This window comes from uncultured Roseibium sp., assembly GCF_947494555.1.
Classification (GTDB): Bacteria; Pseudomonadota; Alphaproteobacteria; order Rhizobiales; family Stappiaceae; genus Roseibium.
In genome coordinates this window covers 31,079-56,579 of record NZ_CANLVF010000010.1, presented here as the reverse complement: position 1 = coordinate 56,579, position 25,501 = coordinate 31,079, and the positions used below count along the sequence as shown (strand labels likewise).

General features: G+C 58.8%; 26 protein-coding genes. 12 read left to right on the top strand and 14 right to left on the bottom strand.

The genetic code is table 11. From position 1 onward, the window contains the following. Positions 1-21 precede the first annotated feature (21 nt). The 9 genes from vgrG to Q0915_RS30910 form a co-directional block, all read right to left on the bottom strand. Positions 22-1,752: a type VI secretion system tip protein VgrG gene (vgrG, locus tag Q0915_RS30950; protein WP_299484200.1), complete on the bottom strand. Its 1,731-nt coding sequence runs from the start codon at positions 1,750-1,752 to the stop codon at positions 22-24. A 3-nt stretch (positions 1,753-1,755) separates the two neighbouring features. After that, positions 1,756-2,463 (bottom strand): hypothetical protein, encoded by a 708-nt coding sequence (locus Q0915_RS30945; protein WP_299484199.1) that lies wholly within the window; start codon positions 2,461-2,463, stop codon positions 1,756-1,758. A gap of 1 nt (position 2,464) precedes the next feature. Then, positions 2,465-2,635, bottom strand: coding sequence for a hypothetical protein (locus Q0915_RS30940; protein ID WP_299484198.1), 171 nt, complete (start codon positions 2,633-2,635; stop codon positions 2,465-2,467). Between the two features lies 1 nt (position 2,636). Next, positions 2,637-3,086, bottom strand: coding sequence for a phage tail protein (locus tag Q0915_RS30935; RefSeq protein ID WP_299484197.1), 450 nt, complete (start codon positions 3,084-3,086; stop codon positions 2,637-2,639). Between the two features lie 10 nt (positions 3,087-3,096). Next, positions 3,097-3,528 carry a phage tail protein gene (locus Q0915_RS30930; protein ID WP_299484196.1) on the bottom strand — a complete coding sequence of 144 codons (432 nt, stop codon included), beginning with the start codon at positions 3,526-3,528 and terminating at the stop codon, positions 3,097-3,099. Between the two features lie 27 nt (positions 3,529-3,555). Beyond that, positions 3,556-5,097 (bottom strand): phage tail sheath subtilisin-like domain-containing protein, encoded by a 1,542-nt coding sequence (locus Q0915_RS30925; RefSeq protein WP_299484195.1) that lies wholly within the window; start codon positions 5,095-5,097, stop codon positions 3,556-3,558. 199 nt (positions 5,098-5,296) lie between these two features. Continuing rightward, positions 5,297-6,043 carry a hypothetical protein gene (locus Q0915_RS30920; RefSeq protein WP_299484194.1) on the bottom strand — a complete coding sequence of 249 codons (747 nt, stop codon included), beginning with the start codon at positions 6,041-6,043 and terminating at the stop codon, positions 5,297-5,299. Then, positions 6,040-6,594 (bottom strand): DUF4255 domain-containing protein, encoded by a 555-nt coding sequence (locus Q0915_RS30915; RefSeq protein WP_299484193.1) that lies wholly within the window; start codon positions 6,592-6,594, stop codon positions 6,040-6,042. The genes Q0915_RS30920 and Q0915_RS30915 overlap by 4 nt, the downstream gene beginning before the upstream one ends. Before the next feature lie 369 nt (positions 6,595-6,963). Further along, the gene (locus Q0915_RS30910) at positions 6,964-7,896 is read right to left on the bottom strand and encodes a LysR family transcriptional regulator (protein ID WP_299484192.1); all 933 of its coding nucleotides are present in this window, start codon (positions 7,894-7,896) and stop codon (positions 6,964-6,966) included. Positions 7,897-7,975: 79 nt separating this feature from the next. On the opposite strand from Q0915_RS30910, the gene tcuA reads away from it, so the two are divergent. Together tcuA and tcuB are read left to right on the top strand one after the other, a co-directional pair. Beyond that, a complete protein-coding gene (gene tcuA / locus Q0915_RS30905) occupies positions 7,976-9,361 on the top strand; it encodes an FAD-dependent tricarballylate dehydrogenase TcuA (RefSeq protein WP_299484191.1) in 1,386 nt (461 codons plus the stop codon). Continuing rightward, positions 9,351-10,418 carry a tricarballylate utilization 4Fe-4S protein TcuB gene (gene tcuB / locus Q0915_RS30900; RefSeq protein WP_299484190.1) on the top strand — a complete coding sequence of 356 codons (1,068 nt, stop codon included), beginning with the start codon at positions 9,351-9,353 and terminating at the stop codon, positions 10,416-10,418. The genes tcuA and tcuB overlap by 11 nt, the downstream gene beginning before the upstream one ends. 14 nt (positions 10,419-10,432) lie before the next feature. On the opposite strand, the gene Q0915_RS30895 is transcribed toward tcuB, so the two are convergent. Next, positions 10,433-11,959 carry a multicopper oxidase domain-containing protein gene (locus Q0915_RS30895; RefSeq protein WP_299484189.1) on the bottom strand — a complete coding sequence of 509 codons (1,527 nt, stop codon included), beginning with the start codon at positions 11,957-11,959 and terminating at the stop codon, positions 10,433-10,435. A gap of 221 nt (positions 11,960-12,180) precedes the next feature. Here Q0915_RS30895 and Q0915_RS30890 point away from each other — a divergent pair, with 221 nt between their 5' ends. The 3 genes from Q0915_RS30890 (at position 12,181) to Q0915_RS30880 (ending at position 14,423) form a co-directional block, all read left to right on the top strand. Then, entirely contained in the window at positions 12,181-12,720 is a 540-nt protein-coding gene (locus tag Q0915_RS30890) for a LuxR C-terminal-related transcriptional regulator (protein WP_299484188.1), read from the top strand. Between the two features lie 98 nt (positions 12,721-12,818). Then, positions 12,819-13,772, top strand: coding sequence for a homocysteine S-methyltransferase family protein (locus Q0915_RS30885; protein ID WP_299484187.1), 954 nt, complete (start codon positions 12,819-12,821; stop codon positions 13,770-13,772). Positions 13,773-13,871: 99 nt separating this feature from the next. Then, positions 13,872-14,423: a sel1 repeat family protein gene (locus Q0915_RS30880; RefSeq protein ID WP_299484186.1), complete on the top strand. Its 552-nt coding sequence runs from the start codon at positions 13,872-13,874 to the stop codon at positions 14,421-14,423. Between the two features lie 120 nt (positions 14,424-14,543). On the opposite strand, the gene Q0915_RS30875 is transcribed toward Q0915_RS30880, so the two are convergent. Beyond that, a complete protein-coding gene (locus Q0915_RS30875; RefSeq protein WP_299484185.1) occupies positions 14,544-15,914 on the bottom strand; it encodes a sensor histidine kinase in 1,371 nt (456 codons plus the stop codon). After that, positions 15,911-16,582 carry a response regulator transcription factor gene (locus tag Q0915_RS30870; protein WP_299484184.1) on the bottom strand — a complete coding sequence of 224 codons (672 nt, stop codon included), beginning with the start codon at positions 16,580-16,582 and terminating at the stop codon, positions 15,911-15,913. Before Q0915_RS30870 ends, Q0915_RS30875 begins: the two co-directional genes overlap by 4 nt. Before the next feature lie 126 nt (positions 16,583-16,708). On the opposite strand from Q0915_RS30870, the gene Q0915_RS30865 reads away from it, so the two are divergent. The 6 genes from Q0915_RS30865 to Q0915_RS30840 all read left to right on the top strand — a co-directional run bounded on the left by Q0915_RS30865 (position 16,709) and on the right by Q0915_RS30840 (position 23,314). Further along, complete coding sequence (locus Q0915_RS30865) at positions 16,709-17,815, top strand: tricarboxylate transporter (RefSeq protein ID WP_299484183.1); 1,107 nt, start codon at positions 16,709-16,711, stop codon at positions 17,813-17,815. 71 nt (positions 17,816-17,886) lie between these two features. After that, on the top strand, positions 17,887-19,914 hold the full coding sequence (locus Q0915_RS30860) for a tripartite tricarboxylate transporter permease (protein WP_299484182.1): 2,028 nt from the start codon (positions 17,887-17,889) through the stop codon (positions 19,912-19,914). A gap of 10 nt (positions 19,915-19,924) precedes the next feature. Further along, the gene (locus Q0915_RS30855) at positions 19,925-20,986 is read left to right on the top strand and encodes an isocitrate/isopropylmalate dehydrogenase family protein (RefSeq protein WP_299484181.1); all 1,062 of its coding nucleotides are present in this window, start codon (positions 19,925-19,927) and stop codon (positions 20,984-20,986) included. After that, positions 20,983-22,074, top strand: coding sequence for a 4-oxalomesaconate tautomerase (locus Q0915_RS30850; protein WP_299484180.1), 1,092 nt, complete (start codon positions 20,983-20,985; stop codon positions 22,072-22,074). Before Q0915_RS30855 ends, Q0915_RS30850 begins: the two co-directional genes overlap by 4 nt. A 29-nt stretch (positions 22,075-22,103) precedes the next feature. Then, positions 22,104-22,337, top strand: a complete 234-nt coding sequence (locus Q0915_RS30845) for a hypothetical protein (protein WP_299484179.1) — start codon at positions 22,104-22,106, stop codon at positions 22,335-22,337. Continuing rightward, complete coding sequence (locus Q0915_RS30840; RefSeq protein WP_299484178.1) at positions 22,334-23,314, top strand: D-2-hydroxyacid dehydrogenase family protein; 981 nt, start codon at positions 22,334-22,336, stop codon at positions 23,312-23,314. Before Q0915_RS30845 ends, Q0915_RS30840 begins: the two co-directional genes overlap by 4 nt. 59 nt (positions 23,315-23,373) lie before the next feature. Here Q0915_RS30840 and Q0915_RS30835 read toward each other — a convergent pair whose 3' ends face one another. Next, on the bottom strand, positions 23,374-24,234 hold the full coding sequence (locus Q0915_RS30835; protein WP_299484177.1) for a LysR substrate-binding domain-containing protein: 861 nt from the start codon (positions 24,232-24,234) through the stop codon (positions 23,374-23,376). Between the two features lie 126 nt (positions 24,235-24,360). Here Q0915_RS30835 and Q0915_RS30830 point away from each other — a divergent pair, with 126 nt between their 5' ends. Then, positions 24,361-24,648: a DUF1330 domain-containing protein gene (locus tag Q0915_RS30830; RefSeq protein WP_299484176.1), complete on the top strand. Its 288-nt coding sequence runs from the start codon at positions 24,361-24,363 to the stop codon at positions 24,646-24,648. 108 nt (positions 24,649-24,756) lie between these two features. Here the strand turns inward: Q0915_RS30830 and Q0915_RS30825 are convergent, their stop codons facing one another. Next, positions 24,757-25,392 carry a GntR family transcriptional regulator gene (locus Q0915_RS30825; RefSeq protein ID WP_299484175.1) on the bottom strand — a complete coding sequence of 212 codons (636 nt, stop codon included), beginning with the start codon at positions 25,390-25,392 and terminating at the stop codon, positions 24,757-24,759. Positions 25,393-25,501 lie beyond the last annotated feature (109 nt).

Below are 25,501 nucleotides of genomic sequence, written 5' to 3'. Positions count from 1 at the left end.
CTCCTTGCGATCCTATAGGTCCTAGTTGATGTCGACCGTTGCGCCGCGCACGACGGTCGATCCCGAGCTTTTGAAGTTGGCCGACGTGGTCCCCTTCATTTCCATGCCGGCTTTCGCAGCCGCGTTGACGTTGGTTCCGTCGATCGTGATGTTGCCCTTGGCGTCGAGCGTTATGTCGGCATTGCTGGTGAGCGTGATCCCGTTGTTGTCGAATTCCATCTTGTTTCCGGACTTGTCGGAAATGGTGATTATTCCCTCGTCATCGGACAGCGATATCAGCCGGTCGCCTTCGGTTTCGATCACGAGCGATGGCCCGCTGTCGTCAAAAACAATCCGCGTGCCCGCACGCGACACCAGACCCTTCAGATCGTTGTCCTCAGCGCCCGGCAGGGGTGAGGTTGCGGCGGAACTGTGCAGACCACCGATCAGCACAGGGTCTCGCGGATCACTGTCCAGAAACCCAAGCAGGCATTCGCTGCCGGGATCGGGCAACATGACCAGACCGCGCTTTTCGCCGCCGCCGATACTCATCGGGCGTGCCCAGATCGGTTCCGATGTCTCGGTCTCGCTCACCAGGCGGACGGACACCCGGTCTTCTCCGGCAGGATCGTTATGAACTTCGTCGACGACGCCGATCTGCAGTCCCGAGATCGAGGGAATGAGCCCGGCTGCCGGTGGCGCACAGACATCGTGCCGCTCGTCGTGAAACGCGGGATCCAGACCTATCTGGACGAAGCATCGCCAGTCTCCGCGGGCGATCGAGTGACGCAGGCCGGAGACAAACGCCTTGCCGTCGAAGCGCGGCCCCAATCCTTTCAGTTCGACCATGTTGCCGACCGACAGGCTTGTGGATCCTTGAACCTCCAGCATTCCGGTCACCGCCGACAGCCGGCGCCGTTGCATGGCAGCACGCGCCCAATCGTCAAGCTCAGCCTGATTGCGAGCCCCTGCCTGCCTTGGTTTCGGCTTGTGCCCTGAAGCATCGGAAAGCGCATTGCCGTCGAGATTTCCAGGCCCCGGCACATCGCTCGCAGCGCTTTCAGCCGTTTCGATTTCCGCTTCTGCCGCGCTCCAGGCGCCAACCGAGATCTCGGCCGCTTGCGCTTCCGCGTTCAGCTCGACATCCAGGCTGAAAAGCGTCCGGCCGTATTCCAGTGTCGCCGCCGGGTCCTTGCCGGGATCTGGTGCGAACAGACGCAGACCGTCCGTTTCACCGACCAAAAGCTGCCCGACCCTTTCGCCCCTTAGCACGCAGAAATCCCAGTCGGTCGCCTGGTGCTGCACGAGCTGCGGCTGTTGCGTTTCCGAGCTTCCTTCGAACCCGATCCCGTAACCACCGGCAAGCTGCTCGATCGCATCGGCATCGCTCACATCGACCCAGACGCGGGAATGTCGTGCGTGATGCATGCGGAAAGCGGCATGTTTCACCTCGACATGCAGCCGTGACGATCCCTTCAAGGGGGCCTCGGCGCGCAGACGTGTCGCAATTCCCTTGAAAATCAGCTCTTCATTCCGGTTGTACCCGAGGTCTATCTCAATCTCCGCGCCCGGCACGAACGTGTCGGACGCGGCGATATCGAAGCTTTGTTTCGCCGGGTCACCATCCTGGAAGATGAGATGGGCATAGGGAATACTTCCGCAAATCTGGGAGATTTCCAGCGACAGAAGCGCGAAGGTCCCCGGGATCTCGGTTCCGTTCGACCGGATCGTGACCGTGGTCAGGGCAGCGCTGCGTGTCGGCTCGAGCGGCATCGGTCACCTCACCGGAGGCAGGATCAGGTCCGATCCCGTTTCAAGTCGGCGGACGGTATCAAGCCCGTTCGCTTCGGCCACAGCGATGTAGAGACCCGGGTCGCGGTAAACCCCGTAGGTGAGGTTTACAAGTGTGTCTCCGTCGTGAACAAGACGGCCGTGGGTAATGTCCGGGCTGGCAAGGTTCTTCTCCTTCTCCTGGACTTCCGGGTCCTTGTGCTCCTTGAAAGTCGCACTCAGGACCGCCCGAAGAGGATTACCCTGCGAATCAAACAGCTTGAAATTGACGGAATAGGTTTCCAGCGCGCAGGTGACGGACAACCGTCCCCATGCCAGATGCAGAAATCTCTGTCTGTGAACTTCACCGGAAAATCCGACGGTTTCCCGAAACGCATCCAGACGCTCAATCAGGCTCTCCGCCGAACTCGGGTCGCCGCCGTGACGGCCGTCAATGTCAAGCGCGCCTGAACCTTCTAGCGGCAGGTCGAACGTATAGGTCCTCGGTTTGATGCCTTTGACCTTTGCTTCGTTGCCGTCAGCGCCCTGAGGCGTTTCGTCGGCATTCATTTCCAGTTCGACAGCGTCGGTATATTCCGCCGGATTGATCTGGGCTTCGAATGTCGGCCCGACAGGAAGGCTGTCCGCAAACGCCTTTGAGGACTCGTAGGGAACGATTGTCAGCTTCACCAATGTACCGTCCGGCGGGGGCATTTCAGCGTTCCTCCCGGCGCCGGATCACGGCGATGGCCTCGGCAACAGCGGCCGAAATTACATGTTCCCGCTCAGCGGCTTTTTCCGTATCAGACATTTCATTTGCCGGCTTCGTTTTCGGCGTGCCTTCGATCCGCCCGCGAAATTCGATGAGATTGACCTGTACTGCCATGTCAGACCTCCCGGAAATGCGCGTAGGCGAGTTCAAGCGTTTCGACGGCGATATCGCTGGTCTCGGCATTGAAATCGGACACCGTCCATTTCTTCGGCCAGGCATTCACCACGGAGAAGGTTCTCAGTGGCTCCAGCTCCGTATCGAGCAGGACCACGCTCAAGGTGATCGGTCGGATGACGAGGTTTTGAACGGCGTCCCTGATCCATTGGGTTACCGCGCTTTCCGCAATCAGCCCACGTTTCAGGACAAGATCAGGATAGCTTGCACGAACCGGAACCTTGTGCACGAAACGGTTCTCGCCGCCTTCGGTCACCGTCTCCTGTTCCAGCTCCATGGAAAGCCCCGAGACCTCCCTGAAGCGGACATCCAGATCTCCCGCACCGGGCAGATCGAACTCCACCCGGAAATTGTGAATGAGAGGCAGATTGTAGGGGTGGGCCAATGTCATCGGAAACGCCCTACGGTGTCGAGATCGCGATGGAGTCGCCTTTGAACTCCATGGATTCGATCGCAATCTCGTTGCCGTCCGCCTTGAGATCGGTGGACGCGATCTTGGTCACGAAGGCATTTGAAATCACCCAAACGAAGACAGGCTCGCGCATTTCGTCCAACAACGAAATCTGAACATCCCGACGATTTGTCGGATCAAGGATCGCCTGAAACCAGTCGTAGATTTCGTTGTCGCCGCGCACCATGCCCCGCTTGCAGGTCACGGTGCCGTATTTCTTCATGCCCGGGATCTGGATTTTCGACGGTTCCGGGTAGGCGCCTTCGCGGTATTCGATGACCTCTGTCTCAATGTCGAGCCCGGAGACTTCCGTGAAGCCGATCCGGGTGAACCCTTCCATCTCGACCTCGAAATTGTATTTTGCGATCGGATAATTGACCATTTTTCAGATCCTTTCGGATGCGGCGGCTCAGGCCACCTGGGCCTTTTGCGTGAATTGAAGGATGATCTTCTCGGCCGGACCGGGCAGCGCCACACGCACGAGGATCCGCATAATGCCGTCGACGATGTCCTGCTGGCTCATTGTGGTTCCAAGTCCGATGGAAACCTCGAATGCATCTGCCGCCGTCGGCCCTGCCAGTGTTCCGGCGCGCCACTCGTTGAGCAGGAACCCTTCGATCATGCGCTTCACGCGGACCCAGGTTTTGGACACGTTGGGTTCGAACACGAAGGCCTCGAGCGCATCGCCAATGCTCTCTTCCAGATAAAGGGCTGCCCTGCGCCGGTTGACGAATTTCCAGTCACCGCTGTTGCCGGCAAGTGTACGTGCGCCCCAGACCACCGTGCCGCGCCCGGTGAAGAAACGGATCGCATTGACGGATTTGCCCGATGTCGGATCGACATTCAAAAGACCCTGTTCTTCGTCCGTGATCGCGAGCGCAGGACCCACAGTGTTCATCACACCGACATTGGCCGGTGCCACGTGGACACCGCGCTGCCGGTCGACCCGGGCGTAAATCCCGGCCATTGCCGGCGACGGTGGCATGATCAGCGTTGTGCTGTTCAAAAGGTTCAGAACCGCTTCGACGACCGGCTTTTCGCCCGGTTGCGAATTGGCCGGGGTCACAAGGTCAACGACGCCCTGAAAAAAACTGTCCGACAGCGCCAAATCCGAACCGCCATTTGTGAACAGATCGGCCGTGCTGGTCTGGTTCCCCTGAGCGTCAAAAGTGATCAATTGCGAAGCGGCATCGATATCTACGGTGCCGGCTTGATAAAGCACCGGCATATTGGTGTTGAGGTACGGAATATACGCCGCGCCATATTTGAGAACATCTTCTGAAACCGCCGTGACCCGGTCTCTGAATTCCGTCGTCACGTCCTGGCCGAGCGTTGAGGGAATCCCCGAATTGTCGACCGTGCCCCCAGGGTAGGAATCGATCACATCGGCAATGGTAAAACGGTCCTGCGTGCGATTGCAGGACTGCATCGAAGCCGTGGCCAATGAGCCGTAATTTGCGGCATTCGCGCCGATTGTGTTGACGATGACGTTCAGCGTGATTTCGTCAGTGCTCTCCAGCGCCGTGATCGCATCATCGTAATTGGATTGTGCATTGGCCGCGGCATCGATCGGCCGGATATGGCAGGGCCCGCCCCCGTTGTCGAAATAGATCTGAAGCGCATGGTAAAAGAGGCGCTGTCCCGTCGGCACGCGTTCCGGCGTTGCCTGAAAACTCGCATCGACACCAAGCAGCGCACCGTTCTGATCAATGCGTTTGTCCGCGCGTATCGTAAACGTGCTGGCCGCCGGTATCCCGAACAACGCTTCGAATTCCTGCAGCGAACTGATGCGCCAGGTGTTTCCGATCAGGGTGGTCCCGTCGGGTGCATTCACGTTGCGAACAGGGCCAATGAACGCGGGTATCGCGGTTGCGACGCCCGCAATCGTCGGCGTGTTGAAAGGCAGTTCCTGTATAGCCACGCCGGGCGTTGAAAGCATTAAGTTGGTCATGGCGGGTTTCCTCTCAGGGGCTTAGTCTTGGCTCAGGTCCGGGATTGAAGCGGATTTGGATTGGAAAGCTCGGTCCGGGCCTCCGTAAGGTGGCAGCAATGCCTCGGCATGGGGTGGCGGTGTTTGCATCGGGGCAATCCATCCGCCGTTGCAAACACCTTTGCGATATCTCGCTGATTTTCCGGCCCGATAGCGGTCATCACGAGGTCCTGGCTCGAAAGGATGCGGTAAACAGGGCTCCGTTCGGTGACGGCACGGCGTCCTGCCGCTGCTCCCACCAAAGGTCGAGGATCATTCCCGCACCGCTGCTGCTGATTTCATCGTCGGCGTAAACGATCTGGTCCAACGCGCCTGCGACCGGTGTCGTCAGACGCACGGCGGGATGCTGAAGAGAACTGAGATCCGCACCCAGTCTGAAAACGGTGCCGGGTGGCGCCGTGAACCTTTGCTCGGCCAAAAGCGTGTTGTCGAAACGGTCCCTTACATGCAAACGATCGGGCGAACCTGCCGTCAGATCTATCGCAACCGGGAAATCGCTCGCGGGGCCTGATTGGACCAGCTCGCTCTGCCCGACAGTCGCAATTGCACTCAGCGCTCCGGATGCTTGAATGGCACCGGTCGAACCGAGGTTCTCCAACAGAATCTGGCGGCGCGCCGGTGTCAGATCCGGATGGTACCGATCGTAAAACTGCGGGTCTGTGATCCGCAGTCCGAAGCTCAGGCGTGTCCGATCGCTGATCGGCCCGATGAGCGGGTCCGCTGCATCCGGATTGTTGCGGCTGTAGATCGAAAAACCCGCAGTGCCGGGTCTGAAGGCCAGGGAATGATCAGCCATAACACGTCGTGTGTGAGTGGTCGGACGCACATCGAAGGCATCGACCGCGTCCCCGCCATCGTCTTCAAACCTGACCCGCAGAAAGCGGCGATATTGGCGAACGAAGCTCATGTGCCGCTCATGTTCAGTTCGATGGTGTCGATTTCCTGCAGGACCTCGTCTTCGACTTCGCGGCGGATTTCAACCAGCCTGACCTTGTAGATCACGCAAGGAAAAATCGTTCCGCCCATGATGGACCACAGGTTGTTGAGTGCCTCGAAGCTCATGTTGTGATGATCGAATGCGAGTTGGACTGCTCTTTGCGGAAATGGATTGTCAGCGCGGCTGTCCGCCGGCGTAAAGATCCGCCTGTCCTGAAAGAGCGCGATCGTTTCGGAAAGGTTGAACAGGCTGGTTCCGTAGTTCTGGAAATCAAAGGCAAAAAGCAGATAGAGGTTCATGAAAACCGAGGGTTGCCGTTGCACAGGCTGACCGTCGACGATGAACATGTTCGGCGTGTTGCGAAGAGCGGTTTCCTCCTCGACATTGATCAAGGTGATCGTCAACCCTTCGGAGCCCTCCTCGGCAAGCACCCTGGCGCTTTCGAGCTGGGCTTCCGTGTCGCTCACACTGAGATGATCACGGACCTCGCGGCGGATGAATTCGAGTGCTTCATTGATCATGGAGGAGCACCGCTTCTTTTCCAATAAAACACGTATACCTTCGTGAACACAAAGGCATGCCGTTCGCCGAATGTGGCGACTAGAAATATATTACAAGTGAAAAGTCTCCGAATTGAATAGTAAGTTGAAGTATTACTTTACGTCAATATCAGCAAGGCAACTTCCATCATGTAAGCGCAATCACGCGCTTTACTTGCAATGAGAGTTGCAGAGATCAACGCAGCCTGATTCCTTCAAACAAATCGAAGATTTGTCGTCTGGAATTTATGTTTTGATCGAAACGATACCGGGCTTCAGAACACGCAGAATACCAACCGGACAAATTCCGGTTGCGGATGTTTGACGCTCACAACGCCCCCGCTCCGGTGGTCAGATTGGGGGTGAAGGCGTCCTGAGCCCGTCCGATGTTTCACGCAATGCCGCCTTGAAGGCCTGGACGACTGCTGTGTCTGGAGCTGACATCCGCGTCAGCAACCCGACCGGCCGTGCGACCACCGGAACACCGAGTTCCCTGTAGACAAGCCCCTTCCCCACTGAGGACAGCATCGATGACCGTGGCAGCAGGGCGACGCCAATGCCCTCGTTCACCAGTGCCATAGCGGTGGTGGAGCGTCCGACTTCGAATGTCCATTGGGGGGCGATACGGCTTCGCGCCATCGCCTCGTCGATCAGCAAACGATTTCCCGTTCCCCTTGCGGGAAGGATCAGGGTTTCTGTCTGAACGTCGGCCCAGGTCACTTGTTGCTTCCCGGCAAGATGATGGCCTTGCGGCAAAGAAAGCACGATCAGATCATCGAAAAGAGGTTCGAAATGCGTGTTCGGTTCCAGCAGGCCAATGGAACAAACACCAAAATCCGCGTCTCCGCGTGACACTGCTTCCGCGACCTCATTGGCAGCTTGATCAAGCAGACGCAATCTCACAGGCAGCCCTTTGTCGTGCAACGTCTGAAGTGCGGGAATGAGGAGCGCGTGCACGAGCGTCGGGATCATCGCGACCGTCACGACGGCCCCGCGCTGGTGGACAAAAGCAACACTTTCGTCCCGCATGGCGAGTGTTGTTTCCCGAGCACTTTCCAGCATCGCCTCGGCCCGTGCCTGCAACCGCTTTGCTGCAAGCGTCGGTTTGACCGCACGCGTCGTTCGATCGAACAGAACCGAGCCTAGTGTTTCCTCCAGCTTCTGTATCCTGCGCGTGATCGCCGATTGCGACAAGCTCAACCGCTCGGCGGCGTGGTGAAACGAGGCCGTTTCCATGACCGCCAGGAAGGCTTCAAGGTCATTGAAATCAAAATTGATGCGCATCTCGCATTAATCGGTCAAAAAGCGACAATTGTCAAAACAATCGGCCCGCTGGTAAGACGCCCTTCAAAGGAAACGCTTCATGACCAGCCAATACGACATCGCCATCATCGGCGGAGGCAATGCCGCCCTTTGCGCGGCCATGACGGCTGCGGAAAAAGGCGCGAAAGTCGTTATCCTTGAAACCGCTCCCAAGGCCTATCGCGGCGGGAACTCGCGCCACACCAGAAACTTCAGGTGCATGCATTCCGCCCCGCTCGGCCCGCTGGTCGATGGCTACGGCGAGCACGAATATTTCGACGATCTTTTGAAAGTCACCGGCGGTAAGACCGACGAGACACTCGCAAGACTGGCGATCCGCACGTCCGAGGAGTGCCTTCCCTGGATGGAAGAACACGGCGTCCGCTTTCAGCCGTCCCTGTCCGGCACGCTTTCGCTGGCGCGCACCAATGCGTTTTTCATGGGTGGTGGCAAGTCGCTGGTCAACGCCTACTACCGCACCGCCGAAAAGCTTGGCGTCTCGGTTCTTTACGAGGCCAATGTCACAAATCTGGAGCTTGATCGCGACAGGATCACCCGGATCGACTACACGCATGAAGGCGAAGCAAAGCACCTTGAGCCCAGCGCCGTGATTGTCGCCTCCGGTGGTTTTCAGGCGGATACCGAGTGGCTTACACGTGCCTGGGGTCCGGCGGCGAAGAATTTCCTCATCCGGGGAACGCCGTACAACCGGGGCGTCGTTCTGGCGGATCTTCTGGGGCAGGGTGTCCAGTCGGTCGGCGATCCGACGCAGTGCCATGCTGTCGCGATCGATGGCCGGGCGCCGAAATTCGACGGTGGCATCGTTACCCGGCTCGACTGCGTTCCGTTTTCCATTGTCGTCAACAAGGAGGCGGACCGTTTCTACGACGAGGGCGAAGACGTCTGGCCGAAGCGCTATGCCATCTGGGGACGCCTGGTTGCCAACCAACCCGACCAGATCGGCTATGTGATCATCGATTCCAAGTCGCTCGAACTGTTCATGCCGTCGGTCTTCCCGCCGATCAAGGCGGATACGCTGGAAGAGCTTGCCGGGAAGATGGGGCTGCCGGAAGCAAACTTGGTCGAGACCGTGAAGACATTCAATGCGGCCTGCGGCGACACATCAGGTTTTCATCCAACCGAACTGGATGGTGTCAAAACAAGCGGGATCAACATTCCAAAGACCAACTGGGCGCGCCCGATCGATGAGCCGCCCTTTTACGGCTACAGCCTGAGGACGGGTGTCACCTTTACTTATCTCGGTCTGAAGGTCGACGAGAACGCCCAGTGCAGCACGGAAAGCGGCCCGATCCAGAACCTCTGGGCGGCCGGGGAAATCATGGCCGGCTCTATACTGGGACAAGGCTATCTCGCCGGTTTCGGCATGACCATCGGAACCGTGTTCGGTCGTATCGCAGGCCGGGAGGCCGCCAATCATGCAAACTGATCTGCTTCAGGAAGCCCGCCGCCAGGTGGAGATCTGCAACGCCTGCCGTTACTGCGAAGGTTACTGCTCCGTGTTCCCGGCCCTGCATCAGGAACGCTTCTTTTCCGATGCCAACCTCACGCAGCTGGCCAATCTCTGCCACAACTGCCGGGGCTGCTACTACGCCTGCCAGTATACCGCGCCGCACGAGTTCGACCTCAATCTGCCCAAGGCGCTTGCGGAAGTGCGTCAGGACAGCTGGGAGAGCTTTGCCTGGCCCGCCCCTCTGGCGCGCCGGTTTCAGAAAAGCGGCGTTATGATCGCGCTGACGACGATCCTAGCCTTTGCCTTGTTGTTTCTCGCGTTCCGTACGCTCGGCGCCGCCGGCGGCGTAGGCTTTTACGCGGTTCTGTCCCACTCGGCCATGGTCGCAATCTTCCTACCGGCCTTCCTGTTTCCGCTCGCCAGCATCGCTGTCAGCCTCAGGCGCTACTGGCAGGAGACAGACGGAAAGCCGGTAACGCCCAGCCAGATCGTGGATGCGTTCGGGTCGGCTGCGAAGATGAAGAACCTTGCAGGCGGGCACGGCGACGGCTGCAATTTCGAGGACGAGGACCGGTTCAGCCAGGCGCGCCGCCACGCGCACCAGGCGGTCATGTACGGGTTCCTGCTCTGTTTCGCCTCGACATCTGCCGGAACCATCCTGCACTATGTCTTCGACATGCCCGCACCCTATCCGCTGTGGTCGCTGCCGAAGCTTCTGGGCATTCCGGGCGGCATCCTGATGGTGATCGGTACGGTCATGCTGGCGTCGCTGAAACTGAAGGCCGACCGGTCCCTCGGCGCCCCGTCCGCCTGGGGCGGGGAAATGGGCTTTATCCTGCTCCTGTTCCTGGTCGCGCTTTCCGGCCTTTTGCTCTACGCACTTGGCAGCACGGCAGCCATGCCCGCGCTTCTGGCCATCCATCTCGGCTCCGTGCTCAGCTTCTTCCTGCTGACGCCCTATACCAAGATGGCCCATGGCTTTTACCGCCTCGCGGCGCTGGTACGCGATGAACAGCGCAAGTCGGCGGGATAAATTCCTGCCCCCGCTTATCCGGTTGTGTCGGTGACCGTGAACTGTCCCATCATGCCCTGATCTTCATGCTCCAGAATGTGGCAGTGATACATGTAAGGGAAGTCATCCCCTGCAAGGTGATCGAACCGCACGACGAATTCGGACCAGTCATCGTCGTCCAGGACCACCGTGTCCTTCCAGCCAGCTTGGTCCGGGGTGACAGCAGCCCCCTCCATTTGCTCGACCAGGAAGGAGCAGCCATGCACGTGGAACGGATGCGCCCCTTGATCTGAGCGAATGCGCCAGCGCTCCCAGACGCCGCGCTCGACACGCTCGTTGATGACGCTCATGTCCATCACCGCACCGTTGATCGTCATGGCACCATCGCCCGCATGCGTGCCATGACCACCCGTGTTGCCGGCATGTGAACGGTCGTCCTCACCATGATCCATCTCCAGAACGAATTCGCGCGTCTTTCTGATCTCGCTGGCATCCGGACGCTCGATCGTCGTCAACCGCTCCGGGACCGGCACGGTATGGGCGACCAGCGTCCTGGCGACTTTCAAAAGCAACGATGCGGGAGCAGCTGATTGACCGGGACCCGTCAGAAGACCCACAAGTCCCGAAACGATCCCCTCGCCTTCCTCGTCGATATCGTCCTCGAAGAATGTCAGCAGCTCGGCGGAGGTGTCTTCGGACAGATCCACGATGATTTCGCATCGTTCGCCGGGTGACATTTCCATTGTCGTCATCGGCACGGGCGCTTCCAAGAGGCCGCCATCGCTGGCAATCTTGTGGAAGGTCCGGTTGTCGGCGAATGCCAGGATGTAAAACCGCGCATTCGCGCCGTTAAGAATGCGAAGACGCACCTTGCCCGCGGGAACCTCGGCGACCGGTGAAAGCGCGCCGTTGATGACTGCGGTATCGCCGAACCAGCCGTCTTCTCCGGCCTGCTCGAGCGAATAGACAAGCCGCCCCGCCGCATCGAAGGTTCTGTCCTGAATGATCACCGGAAGATCGTCGAGACCGTAGCGGTTCGGAAGTTCTTTGGAGACAGCTTCATCATCATCGATGATCATCATGCCCGCGAGGCCCCGATAGGTCTGGGTGCCGGTTTTTCCATGCGTATGGGAATGGTACCAGCACGTTGCTGCCGGCTGCATGATCGACAGGGTTGGCTGCCAGCGCTCTCCCGGCGCCATTTCCAGCTGCGGGCCGCCATCCACATTCCCCGGAACATGGAGGCCGTGGCCGTGGACGGAGACACCTTCCGTCAATGTGTTGTGGTAGTTGAGGTTGAGCTCCTTGTTCCTCCGCGTGCGAATGGTCGGACCCAGATAGTCCTGATTGATACCGAGTGTTGGTGTCATGACGCCCGGTTTGAAAGACCACAGGCCGGTGCGAATGGTCAGATCCAGCGGCTCGCCGTTGGTGCCGTCGGCAAGAGGCGGAATTGGCAGGGACGGCCGCGCGGTATTCGACCATGCCGGCCCTGCGAGGCAGACACCCGTGAGCGAAAGGCCACCTGCAAGGAATTGGCGCCGGGAAAATCTGAGCGACATTTCTGATCTCCAAATCAACAGATACGGTGAGGGCACGCTCCCTGCTGACAACGGCGAGACAGCGCGCGAAAACGCGACGTAAACGTGAATGGGAAACGCATACGTATCCGTCCATCGGACAAATGCCGGATCGACCGTCCCTGCCATGGGACATAAGGTCAATTAGAGTGGCTCAGCCAGGCACAAAGGTGCCAACGACACGCAAGACAGGGAACGACTTCATGCTGGATACGAACGGACCGTTCTGGAATTGGCGAACCTTTTTTGCCGTGTTCGTTCTGATTGTGTTTGCCACAAGCGTCGTTGAAGTTTTCAATGAATTCCGGGCTGGGGAAACGCTTGGCTCGATGGGCGATGATCTTGCCAGGCTAGTGGTCAGTGCATTTATCCTGGGTGCTTTTCTTTACGATCGCAATATCCAGCAGAAAACGCTTAAGGAACTGAGCGGACAGCTTGAAAAAGCGCGCGGCCAACTGTCGAGGATCGATTCCCGTTCAGTTGAGCTTGCAGGTCAATACCGCGCGGTCATGCAAAAGCAGTTCGACGCCTGGAACCTGACGGCCAGCGAGCAGGATGTCGTGATCGGAATGCTGAAAGGTCTTTCGTTCCGGGAAATCGCGGGGCTCAGGCAAACGCGCGAGAAAACGGTTCGGCAGCAGGCCTCCACCGTCTATCGGAAAGCCGGTGTCTCCAGCCGGAACGAACTGACCGCCTGGTTCTTCGAGGACATGCTGGATCCCTTACCGGCCCAGGTGGAGTGAACAATAGACGCATCGCGACCTGAAAACGTCGCGTCCCGGTCTTGTCAGGCCCCGGCGGCGAGATATAACCCCCCGAACGCTTGGACACGAGACCGGCGATGCAGCGCGCAAACCTGCCGTATTGCAGTTCCGGGATCGTACACAGAACAAACAGATATCCGGGTGCTGTGGTGGAAACGCAAAAGATTACAATTCTCGACGGCGGCATGGGCCAGGAGCTTGTCCGCCTGAGCGGGCTGGAACCCACAGGGCTCTGGTCGACGCGGATCATGATGGAGCGGCCGGACCTCGTCGGCGAAATCCACGATTCCTATTTCGCCGCTGGCGCGCATGCGGCGACGGCGAACACCTATGCGATCCACCGCGACCGCCTGCGCCCGAACGGGATCGAAGATCGCCTTGAAGCGTTGCAGCAGCAGGCTTGCGAAATCGCATGCCGCTCGCGCGATGCACACGGCTCTGGTTCCGTGGTCGGATCCGTCGGCCCGCTTGGCTGGTCCTACAGCCATGACGGCGCGCCGCCGGAAGATGAATCCACCGAGCTTTATGCGGAAATCTGCCGCATCCAGGCGGACTTCGTGGATTCCTACCTGATCGAGACGATTGCTTCGATCGAACAGGCGAGGGCCGCCGTCACGGGCGCGCTCGGTCACGGCAAACCGGTCTGGATTGCTCTGACGGTCGACGATGGCGACGGTACCAAATTGCGCTCGGGGGAAAGCCTTTCAGACGCCGTGCGCGAAGTTGCCGCGCTGTCCCCGCAAGCCATTCTTCTGAACTGCTCCATACCCGAAGCGGTGGCCGCCGGGTTGACCACCTTGCCGGAGACGGACCTGCCAACCGGCGGCTATGCCAACGGGTTCACCGGGATCAGTAAGGAATTTCTGTCCGCCGGCAGCGCGGTGACGAAACTGACCTCGCGTGTCGATCTCACCCCGGATGCCTATGCCGACTATGTCGGTGGGTGGATCGCATCGGGCGCAACGATCGTTGGCGGCTGCTGCGAGGTCGGTCCGGCGCATATCGCGGAGCTCGCCCGCCGGTTCGGCTGACCGGGTCCATCCGCCGGTGGACTCAATTGGTATGCGACCTAAGCACCGGTGACGCCTTTGGCGGGCGCTGGTATTTTTGCCAAAAGGCGGGAGGTCGGCATGCGGACACTGGCGTTTCTTTTTTCACTTGCTCTCTCGGGTGCAGCGCTGGCGCAGTCTCCCGTAACTGTCGAGGACGACCTCGGTATTCTCAATCCGCAGGATACCGGCGTTGCAATGCTCAAGCGCAAGATCGAGATGGGTGTCATTGATTCCGTAACCTGTTCTCTCGGGATCAACGCCACGAAAAATGACGACCACGTGCTTGCCAGAAAACTGACACGGCGCTGTGCCGAAGCCGGCTATACCAAGGCGATGACCTGGATGAGCCAGCTTGAAAACAATGGCATGGGCGGCGACTACAATCCCGATGCAGCAGCAGAATGGGACCGCCTCGCTGCCGAAGCCGGTGACTCGGTCGGGCGGTTCAACTATGGCCTGGACCTGATCCGCGGTCATGGCGTTGCGCAGGACGAAGCCTTGGGGCGCCGGTACATCGATCAGGCGGCCGAGGATGGCCTGGCGATCGCGGAACGATTGCGCAATGCCGGCTACGATTTGGACGAAGTCACGCCTGACTCTGACAACTGGAAATATGCGCCACTTTACTAGAACCCGGAATGCGAAAGAAAGCTAAGGCCGTGCCCCGAGTGCTTGTGTTGGCTAAACCGCGAGCGTTTGACATTCGTTAGCGCAGAACGGCTGATCACGTTCCCAAAACAACAAAACTTGTCAAATGCCCTTAAGGCCAAGCGTAAAGCGTGCCTCCAGACCAGGCTCCAGACCCAGAAGCTTTAAACCACCGCCATGCCGTTCGGCGACCCGCTCAACGATAGGGAGCCCGAGGCCGCTGCCGCCGCTGTTTTCCGATACCTGACCGAAGCGCTGAAGCGCGGTATGGATCTGTGCGTCGCTAAGGCCGATCCCATCATCTCTTACAACGACGGTGACATCCTCCGGGGAAGCCTCAAGGCGGATCGATATCTTGGAAAGGTCCGGTCCACCGTGTTTGAGCGCATTGTCGATCAGGTTGGAAATCGCCTCGCGGATCATCGTCCGGTCACCCGCAACGGAAATTGTATCGGGTGCCGGTTCAACCGCTATCGAGATCCCGTTTGCGTTTTTGCGGCAAAATTCTTCAGCAACAGCCCCCAAAAGGTCATTGATGGCGAAAGTTTCGTTCGCGGACACGGGACTGATCGACTTGGTGCGTTCATAAGTCAGCAGTTTCTGCGCAAGCTGGCTGGTTTCCTTTGCCGCGTCGACGAGATCGTCCGCACGCTCGCGCCTTGCGGTATCGGAAGGCGCTGAACGCACCGATTCTGCCAGCGCCAGGACACCGGCAATGGGATTGCGAAGCTGGTGGGCAGCGTTGGAAATAAATTCGCTTTGGGTCGCCATTGCTTCCGAGACCTGCCCAAGCAACCTGTTAAGCGTGCGCACGATACCCTCAACTTCCACAGGCACCGGCCTTTGGATCGGTTTCAGCACTTCTCCGGAACGGAGATCGATGGCCTGCTGCAGGTCGTTCAACGGATGCAGTCCGATGCGAATGCCGAACCAGACGATCAAGGCCAACGACGTGATAATCGAGGAAATCGTCACCAGGGACCGCAGCATAAGATCCTGGACGAAGTCGTCGCGGATGGTTACCGCTTGCCAGACCGTCGTGGTGAAGATGCCGCTGAAATCGTCGACCTGCATGCGTGTTCGCATGCGGAACCCACGCACTGCCCGGCCGAGATATTCCGCGTTGAAATAGACCGGACTGAGGTCTCCGTCACCGGCTAACGGGATGCCGACCGGCGGCGTCGCATAGCCTGCAACGATGACCCCGTCAGGTGCATATACATGATAGAAAACCGGGCCGCCGGACGTGTCTGAGAGGATCTGGCGCGTGCCGGGCGCGAGCGCATCACCGCCGGACAGCGCAACGTCGTTGGTTACCGACAGGGCGGCCGACTGCAGGCTCCGGTCGAAAACCTCATTGGCCGTCACGCGAGCATTGTTGAGTTGCCAAAGGCCCGTCGCTCCTGCCACGAACAACAACGGCACGAGGATAATCAGGGTCAGGCGCAGCCGAAGAGAATAGGTTCTCTTCATGCAATCGCACTGCCCAGGGAATAACCGATCCCCCTGTGGACATGAATATTGACGCCGTATCCTGCAAGCCGCTTTCTGAGCCGCGAGACATAGACTTCAATGACCTTCTCATCGGTTTCACTGCCGGCTCCGTACAGCTGATCCAGCAAGCTCGCCTTCGAAACAGTTCGGCCCTTGACCTGAGCCAGAGCCGCAAGCAATGCAAGCTCACGTCTTGGAACATCCAGCGCTGTCTCCCCATCGAGCAATTGCAGCGCGCCTACATCCAGTTTAAGGGGGCCGATCTCAACCAGCTGTCTCGGCGCAACACCCTTGCGGCGTCCTAGAGCGCGAATGCGCGCGGCAAGCTCCTCCATTTCGAACGGTTTGACGAGGTAATCGTCCGCACCTGCGTCGAGACCTTTGACCCGATCTTCGGTTTCCGAACGCGCCGTCAGCAGAATGACGGGACGCGGGTCACCGCGCTCTCTCAAGTCGGCCAGCAGGTCCAGTCCGTTCTTTCCCGGAAGGTTGAGATCCAGAATGACGAGATCGCCGCTCTCCTGCCTCAAAAAGACTTCGGCATCATCGCCGTCATGCAGAATGTCAACCGAATGTCCGGCATCACGCAGCTGGTAAGCGATGCCCTTTGCAAGACTGACATTGTCCTCAACGAGTGCGATCCGCATTTTTTATTCTTTTACGATGAAAGCTTGTTGCAAGCTTCGCAGGGAAAACTCTGATCATCAAGCCGCTTTTTGAGGGTTGAGAGTGCGGCAGCCTGGAGGGGCTGTCCACACCAATGGGAGGAAATAATGGTTTTGAAAAAGCTTGCGCGCCAGCTCGCGCTCGGTGTGACATGTGTTGCCGGCGCCCTCTTGCCGGCTCAGGCCCTTGCGGCCGATCTCGATCTGTCAGGCAAAACGGTCGAATGGGTTATCCCGTTTTCTGAAACGGGCGGCTCCGCCAAATGGGCGAACTTTTATGCGCCGTTGCTCAGCGAAGCCCTGCCGGGACAGCCGACTGTCGTCGTGAAGTTCATGCCTGGCGCCGGTTCCACAAAAGGTGCCAACTGGTTCCAGCAGCAGAAATACGACAGCAGCGAGGGCACTGTCATTTTCGGGTCCTCCGGTTCGACGCAGTTCCCCTATCTGCTTGGCGACCCGCGGGTGCGCTATGACTACAAGGACTGGAACGTCGTTCTGGCTTCGGGCACCGGCGGTGTTGCTTATCTTCCTCCGGATCTGGCCGCAAAAATGAGCGGCAATGATGCCAGTGCGTTGAAGGAAACCGATTTCATCTACGGATCTCAAGGTGCGACCCGGCTCGACCTCGTTCCGCTGCTGGCCTGGGAAATGCTCGGCCTGAATGTCGAGCCTGTCTTCGGCATCAAGGGCCGCGGTGATGGCCGGTTGATGTTCGAACGCGGCGAAGCCAATATCGACTATCAGACGTCCTCTTCCTACCTCAAAGGCGTGACACCGCTCGTGGAAGCCGGAACTGCCGTCCCGATGATGAGCTGGGGTTCGCTGGATGCCGATGGCAACATCGTTCGAGATCCGACGTTCCCGGACATGCCGACCTTCAAGGAAGTCTGCGAAGCGACCGAAGGTTGCCAGACATCGGGCGAACAATGGGACGCGTGGAAAGCCTTCTTCATTGCGGGATTCCCGGCTCAAAAGATGGTGTTCCTGCCAAACGGCGCAACGCAAGATGCCATCGACACCTACTCCAAGGCGTTTGACGCAGTTAAGGCGCGCCCTGATTTCGCAGAAATCTCAGCCGGGCGTCTTGGTAAGTATCCGCAGATGACGGGTGCAGAAGCCGATGCCGCGCTAAAGAGCGCGACTGAAGTACCGGAAAGCGCGAAGCAATTCGTGGTCGGCTGGCTTCAGGAACGTTATGGCGTCTCGCTGAAGTAACGATCTTTCCGCTCGTCCGGGCCACCCGGACGGGCACCCTTTTTCTGAAAAACAAAATCCGGGGCGATCCAGTGGACATTCTTGGCACCGCTTTACCTGCGCTCGCCGATGCGTCGGCGATGATCTTTCAGCCCGCCGTAATCGGCTACCTGATTCTCGGTGTGGTGATGGGCCTTTGTATCGGGGTCTTCCCGGGGCTTGGCGGCATCGCTGGCCTGTCGCTGCTGTTGCCCTTCATGTTCGGCATGGATCCCGTACTCGGGCTCGCCCTGATGATCGGCATGGTCGCGGTTGTTCCGACCTCGGACACATTCGCATCCGTCCTGATGGGCATTCCGGGCTCCTCCGCCTCTCAGGCAACCGTCCTCGACGGCTTCCCGCTGGCCAAGAAAGGCGAGGCCGCACGCGCCTTGTCCGCCGCCTTTGCATCTTCGCTCTTTGGTGGTCTTGTCGGTGCGACCTTCCTGACCATCTTCATCCTGGTTGCACGCCCGATCGTGCTGGAATTCCGGACACCGGAACTCCTTATGATTACCCTGTTCGGGCTCTCCATGGTCGGCATTCTGGCCGGACAGGTCGCCATCAAGGGCATTGTTGCCGCCGGTCTCGGCCTCATGGTCGGTACGATCGGCGAGGGCGACAGTGCCGGCGCGTTGCGCATGGCAACCTATGACATGCCTTATCTGACAGACGGCCTGAAACTGGTCATCGTCGGCCTAGGCATATTCGCGATCCCGGAAATCGTCGCCCTTTTGCGCCAGGACCGGGCAATTTCCGAACGCTCCATGCTCGGCGGCGGCTGGCTGCATGGCGTTCGCGACTGGTTCGCAAACATCTGGCTCAGCATTCGCTGTTCCCTGATCGGCGTCACCGTTGGCGTTATTCCCGGCCTTGGCGGGTCCGTCGTCGACTGGATCGCCTATGGCCACACCGTTCAGACATCGAAAGACAAATCCCAATTCGGCAGCGGCGATGTCCGTGGCGTGATCGGACCGGAAAGTTCCAACAACGCCAAGGAAGGCGGTGGACTGGTTCCGACCCTGCTCTTCGGCATCCCGGGTTCCGGCTCCATGGCCGTCTTTATCGGCGCCGTCGCCCTGCTCGGCTCCGGCCAGATCGAAGTCGGCCCGTCGATGCTGAAAAACAATCTCGACGTCACCTACGCAATTGTCTGGTTGCTGGCGCTTGCCAATGTCGTCGGCACGATCATCTGCATTCTCGGTTCCGGCGGCATCGCTCGCTTGACGACGATTCCCTTTGCGCTGCTTGCGCCGTTCCTGTTCATGATTATCTCCTTCGCCGCATTCCAGTCAGGTCAGAATCTGATGGATCTGGTCGCCCTGTTCGCGATCGGCCTGCTCGGTATTCTCATGCGGCGCTTCGACTGGTCTCGCCCTGCCTTCCTGATCGGTTTTGTCCTGTCCAACCCGGCAGAGACATACACCAACCAGGCCGTCCAGATCGCTGCTTCCCGCTTCCGCAAGGGCTTTGCGGAGGGCATGGAGTACATCTTTTCGCCAATCGTGATCGTCCTGATCATCATTACCATCGTCTCCATCGTGATCGGCCTGCGCCAGTCCAAGAACATCCGCGCGGAGGGCGACGTTCCGACCGGAACCAAACGTGCGCCGCTGATTTTCCTGCTCGCAGTTTTCGCGTATCTGGCATTCGCCTTCACCAATGCCTCCCTCATCCCCGACTACGCATCTGCGGATCGCGTCTTCCCGCAATTCGTCGGCCTGGTCTCGATCATCGGATGCCTGATCCTTTTGTTCCGGATGCGGACCGGCGCGGAGACAAGCCCCCTTTTCAGCGACAGCGAAGCCAGCAACTCGGAAGGCAATCAGCACGGTCTGTGGGCAACGCTTGCGTGGTTTGCAGGACTTCTGATCCTGACCTCTCTCGTCGGCTTCATTCTCGCACTCGCAGCGTTTCTGGTGGCCTTCATTCACTATCGCGCCAAACGAAGCCTGCCTTACGCACTGCTTTATGGCACTTGCGGGATCGCCTTCATGTGCGCCATGGCGTGGCTTTTGAACCGGGATTTCCCGCCGGGCCTGCTGCAGTCCTATGTCACCCTGCCCTGGCCTTTGACATGAGGAACAAGCGATGACGCCCTTGCTCCTCTGCCTTGCCGGTGACGGCATCGGTCCGGAGATCATGGCGGCCACGAAGAAAGTCGTTGTAACCGCCTGCGCCAGAAGCGGCGCAAAGATCGAAATGCAGGATCGTACAATCGGGTTTCGCGCATTGGACGACGGTTTGTCGACAATCCCGCAGAGCGTGATTGATGCTGCCTGCGCGTCTGACGGGATCATTCTCGGCCCCGTGTCCCACAACGACTATCCCCCAAGGGAAGAGGGTGGCCTCAATCCTTCCGGCGTTTTGCGCAAGGAACTTGATCTGTTTGCAAATATCCGGCCGGCACGGAGTTTCGAAGGTCTTCAAACACCGACCGGTCAGGACGTCGATCTCGTGATTTTCCGCGAGAACCTGGAAGGGTTCTACGCAGACCGTAATCTGCATTCCGGATCCGGTGAATTCATGCCGGTTCCCGGCGTCGCCATGTCGATGCGCCTGATTACGGAGCGCGCAAGCGAACGCATCGGCCGCGCAGCCTTTGACTTTGCCGCAGCAAACGGCAGGAAAAAGGTCACTGCGATCCACAAGGCCAATGTGATGCGCACAAGCGACGGCCTCTTTCTGGAGACAATCCGCCGGATCTCGGGAGAACACCCCGAGATCCAATATGACGAAGTTCTGGTGGACGCCGCAGCCGCCCTGCTTGTCCGCGATCCGGGCCGCTTCGACGTGATCGTCACGACCAATATGTTCGGCGATATCCTATCCGATCTTGCCACTGAACTCGCCGGTGGCCTGGGCCTGGCAGCTTCACTCAATCTCGGCCCCGTGACGGCCGCCGCTCAGGCGCAGCATGGCTCTGCACCCGATATCGCCGGTCAGGACAAGGCAAATCCGACGTCGCTGATCGGCTCGGCGGCCATGTTGCTTCGGCATCTGGGTCAAGCGGCTCCCGCAGCTTCGATTGAGACTGCACTCAGGAAAGCACTGGCTCGGCAAGAGACCCGAACCGCAGACATTGGGGGCTCTCTCGGGACCCTGGCTTTTACCTCCGTTCTTGTCGATCTCATTCAGGAGGCTGACGCATGACGCAGACATCCACTCCATTCATTTTCATGCGTGGGGGATCCTCGCGCGGGCCTTACCTGAAACGCAGCGACCTGCCGGAGGACCTCAACGACCTGTCGAAAGTCCTCATCTCCATTGTTGGCGCAGGCCACCCGTTCAACATCGACGGCATCGGTGGCGGCACAGCCGTGACGACCAAGGTCGCCATGCTGTCCAGATCAGATGATGAGTGGGCCGATGTTGACTATTTCTTCGCGCAAGTTGGCGTTGAGGAGAAACTGGTCGACTACAGACCTTCTTGCGGCAATATCCTGGTCGGTGTCGGTCCGGCCGCCATCGAAATGGGTCTCGTTGAGCCGATCGGTGATGTCACGGAAGTCAGGATCAGGGCGGTCAACACCGGAACGCTGGTTTCCGAGCTCGTTCAAACGCCTGGCGGATCGATCCGGTATGACGGCAAGGCCGCAATTGACGGTGTTCCGGGAACGGCAGCGCCCATTCACCTGCAGTTTATGAAGGTGGAAGGTAGCATTACAAGCGGGATTTTCCCGACCGGGGCCACACTGGAAGTGATCAACGGTGTCGATGTCAGCTGTATGGACGTCGCCATGCCCATGGTAATTGGCCGGGCTGCGGACTTCGGTATCAGCGGCTACGAAAGTGCTGGGGATCTCGATTCCAACAAGCCTCTGATGGAAAAAATAGAAGCCATTCGTCTTGTCGCCGGCGAGCGCATGGGGCTGGGAGACGTCACCGGATCGGTGACCCCGAAATTTGGACTGCTCGCACCGGCACGCGACGGTGGCTCCGCGTGCATTCGATATTTCATGCCTTGGAACTGTCACCCGACACTGGCTGTCACGGGGTCGCAATGCCTTGCCGCATGTCTTTTGGCGCCCGGCACGGTAGGAGATGGGCTTCTTGCAGAAACGCACGCCTCTCCTGCAAGGTTGCAGCTTGAACATCCGATGGGAAAAATGGAAGTCGTGATAGACTTCGAAACAAGGGACGGCACATTCCATGTGACGTCGGCGGGGCTACTGCGCACTGCCAGAAAGCTCGCAGCCGGCGAAGTGTTTGTTCCAGGAGAGGTCTGGTCCAGGCCCTGAGACCCGAACCGCCGGAAATGGAGCAATTGATGCATTTTCAGGACAACATAGATGCCGCCACGCAGGCGCTGGAAGCCGCAAGGCAAATGATCTCGGATGAAATCCGGGACTATCCGACACCGGTCTCCGGGTGCGATGCGCAATATAATCACCTTCTTTCTAAGCGCGCCCAGATCACCAGAGCGCTGACCGCCTTGAACAGCGATGCTTTTGTACCTACCCCGCGCACGCTCGTGGAAGGCAGCGGTGTGGAGAGCAGATGAAAGTTCACATCCTCGATGACTGGTTCGACACGCTGCGGACGCTGCCGTGTTTTGCCAAACTTGAACAACACGATGTCACTGTCTGGACGGACCATGTGGAAGACCCGGCCATTCTGGCATCACGTCTCGAAGTGGCGGAAGCGATGGTCCTGTTCCGCGAGCGCACGAAAATCACGGCTGACTTGCTCGACCGGCTCCCCGGTTTGAAACTGATCTCCCAGAGAAGCGTCTATCCGCACATCGATGTCGATGCGTGTTCCAAAAACAGCGTGCTGCTATGTTCAAACATGCACGCAGGCACACCCAGCTACGCGGCCGCTGAACTGACATTGACGCTGATGTTGGCGAGCTACCGGCAGGTTCCGGAACAGGTTGCCGCCATCCGGCGGGGCGACTGGCAGATGGGCGTTGGAAGAACGCTGCGCGGGCGCACGCTCGGGCTTTACGGTTATGGCCGGATCGCGAAAGCCGTTGCCGGCTATGCCGAAGCAATCGGCATGAAGGTCCAGTGGTGGTCGTCGGAAGCAGGACGTGAACGCGCCAAAGCCGACGGCGTCCGTTTGGCCGCGAGCCGCGAGGCGTTTTTTGCAACTTCCGACATCGTCAGCCTTCACGTCCGGCTGAAACCGGATACGAAAGGCATCATCACGGCCGAAGACCTTGCAGCCATGCAGCCCCGTGCCCTTCTGGTCAACACGTCCCGCTCGGGTCTGATTGCACCAGGTGTCCTGGAGAGCGAAATCGAACGGGGCCGCATCTTTGCTGCGGTCGACGTCTACGACACCGAACCTTTGACGGACACCAGCCACCCGCTTCTGACCCATCCGAATGTCTTGCCAACGCCGCATATCGGCTACGTCACCGAGGACGAATTCGACCTTCAGTTTTCAGACATCTTCGATCAGGTAAATGCCTATGCCGCGGGCGACCCCATCCACATGATCAACCCGGAGGTTTGGAGCGGGAGCACCGGATAACATCGCACGAAGCAGGCAGGCGTCCCCGGGTCTTTCCTATCGGACAGGCGGGCGCTCTTTTAGCTGACATCGCCTTGCAGCACACGCCGCAATCCATCGACTTTGCGCGATTGGATGCTCTTTGGCCAGATCAGCAAAGTCCGGAGCTTGTTTTGCCCTGCGGGCAGTCTGTTGACGCGCAGGCGTGCGCTTTCCGGAAATGTTGAAATGACACTTTTCGGCACAAGCGCCGCACCCATGCCGGTCAAAACGCAGCCGAGCATCGCATGATAGGAACCGAGCTCGATCGTGCGCTCCGGCATGTCCTTCCGCAGCGCATACCACTCTTCAAGTCTGCGCCGGTGCGGACAGCCGTTTTCAAACACGATCATCGTCCGGGGAACATCGGCAGTTTGATCGACGGGAGGATGATCCTTCGACGTCACGATCACCGGCTCTTCTTCAAACGCGACAATCCAGTCGAATCTGGCTTCGGCGACCGGTTCGGCAACAAGGGCGGCGTCAATCTCACCTGCGAGCAGCGCATTGGCAAGTTGTGTCGGGTTCCCCGTCTTGAGTTCCAGCACGACGTCCGGAAATGTACGTGCGTAAACGGAAAGGGGTTCCGGAAGCCGCACGGCGGCAGTGCTTTCCATCGATCCCAACCGGAAGAGGCCGCTGGGTTTGTCACCCTGCACGGCATCTTCCGCTTCCCGCGCCAATAAAAGCAGCTTGTCCGCATAGTCCAGCAGCGTTCGCCCTGCTGCCGTCAAGATCAGGCGCTTCCCCTGACGGTCGAACAGCTTCGTGTTCAGTCTGTCTTCCAGTTGCCGGATCCTGGTGGTGACATTGGACTGTACCCGATGGAGTTTCTCTGCAGCTCTCGTGACACCGCCTTCCCGGACGACCGCTACGAAAATTCTAAGATCACTCAGGTCCATTACATCTCTCTCAGAGATCAATTTGTTCTCAATTATTCATTTTTTAAACAGAGAAAAAAGCCTTATTCCAAACCCGGCAATTTCACAAGGCGATGCCCAAAGAGCGAAAAATTCAGGAGACAAGAAATGTCCAAAGGTTATTGGATCGTCCGGGTTTCGGTAAGAAACGCTGAAAACTATCCTTCCTATCTTGCAGCGGCCAAACCGGCTTTTGAAAAGTTCGATGCCCGGTTTCTGGTGCGGGGCGGTCAGTTCGAAGCGCCGGAAGGCAACCCGCGGGAGCGAAATGTCGTTGTCGAATTCAAGGATTTCGACACCGCGAAAGCTTGCTACCAATCACCGGAGTATCAGGCAGCAAGGCAAATCAGGATGGCAAATGCCAACGCGGATTTTCTGATTGTCGAAGGCGCCTGATATCGGCACGCGCTTCCATCCAACTCGCAAATGATCGATGAAAGGCGGAACTCCAGCCCATGATCGTTGGTCCTGGTTTCAGTTCACGCGCGAGAAACGCGAACACCGTTACTCACGCACTTTCAACGCAGCGCGGCGGGCGCCGTTCAAATGCGCGCGGAGCGCTTCTTCCACGCCTGGCTTGTTTTCGGCACCAAGTAGCCGAACGATCAGCTCATGTTCATGGTTCGAAGCTCTGAGCCGATCGATCTGGAAGAGTTGCGATTTCCTGTAAGGCGCCAGCTTCAGCCGCAACTCGGACGCCATCTCTGCCAGATCGACATTTCCGCTCGCCTCATAGATGAGCGAGTGAAAATCGAGGTTCATCGCCTCGTATTCCCGAAAAGCCTTGTTGCCTGCAAACTCAGTCATGCGGCCGTGCATGGCTTGCAGGCGGCTGAGATCGTCCTGCGAGATCCTTTGGGCCGCCAGGCCGCCGCATGTGGCCTCCATCTCCGCCATGGCCTCGAACATCGACCCAAGGCGCGCAGCGTCAAAGCTGCGCACGATAACGCCCTTATAGGGCGAGCGTTCCGCCAGTGAGCGGGACACAATGGTTTGCAAGGCTTCCCGGACGGGGGTTCGCGATACACCAAATCGCTCTGCGATCGCGGCCTCGCTCAACCGCGTACCGGGTGCCAGACTCCCCCGAACGATCTCGTCCTCCAGCGCTTCGGAGATCATCGCGCTGTGTACACCTTTCAATGCGTGGCCACCCCTTGTTTTACACCTCTGTCGCTGTGCCCTCGGTATATTGCGCCAATCGGTCCAAGTACCTGAATGAATACCACAACGAATCATCTCCGGTCTTCCG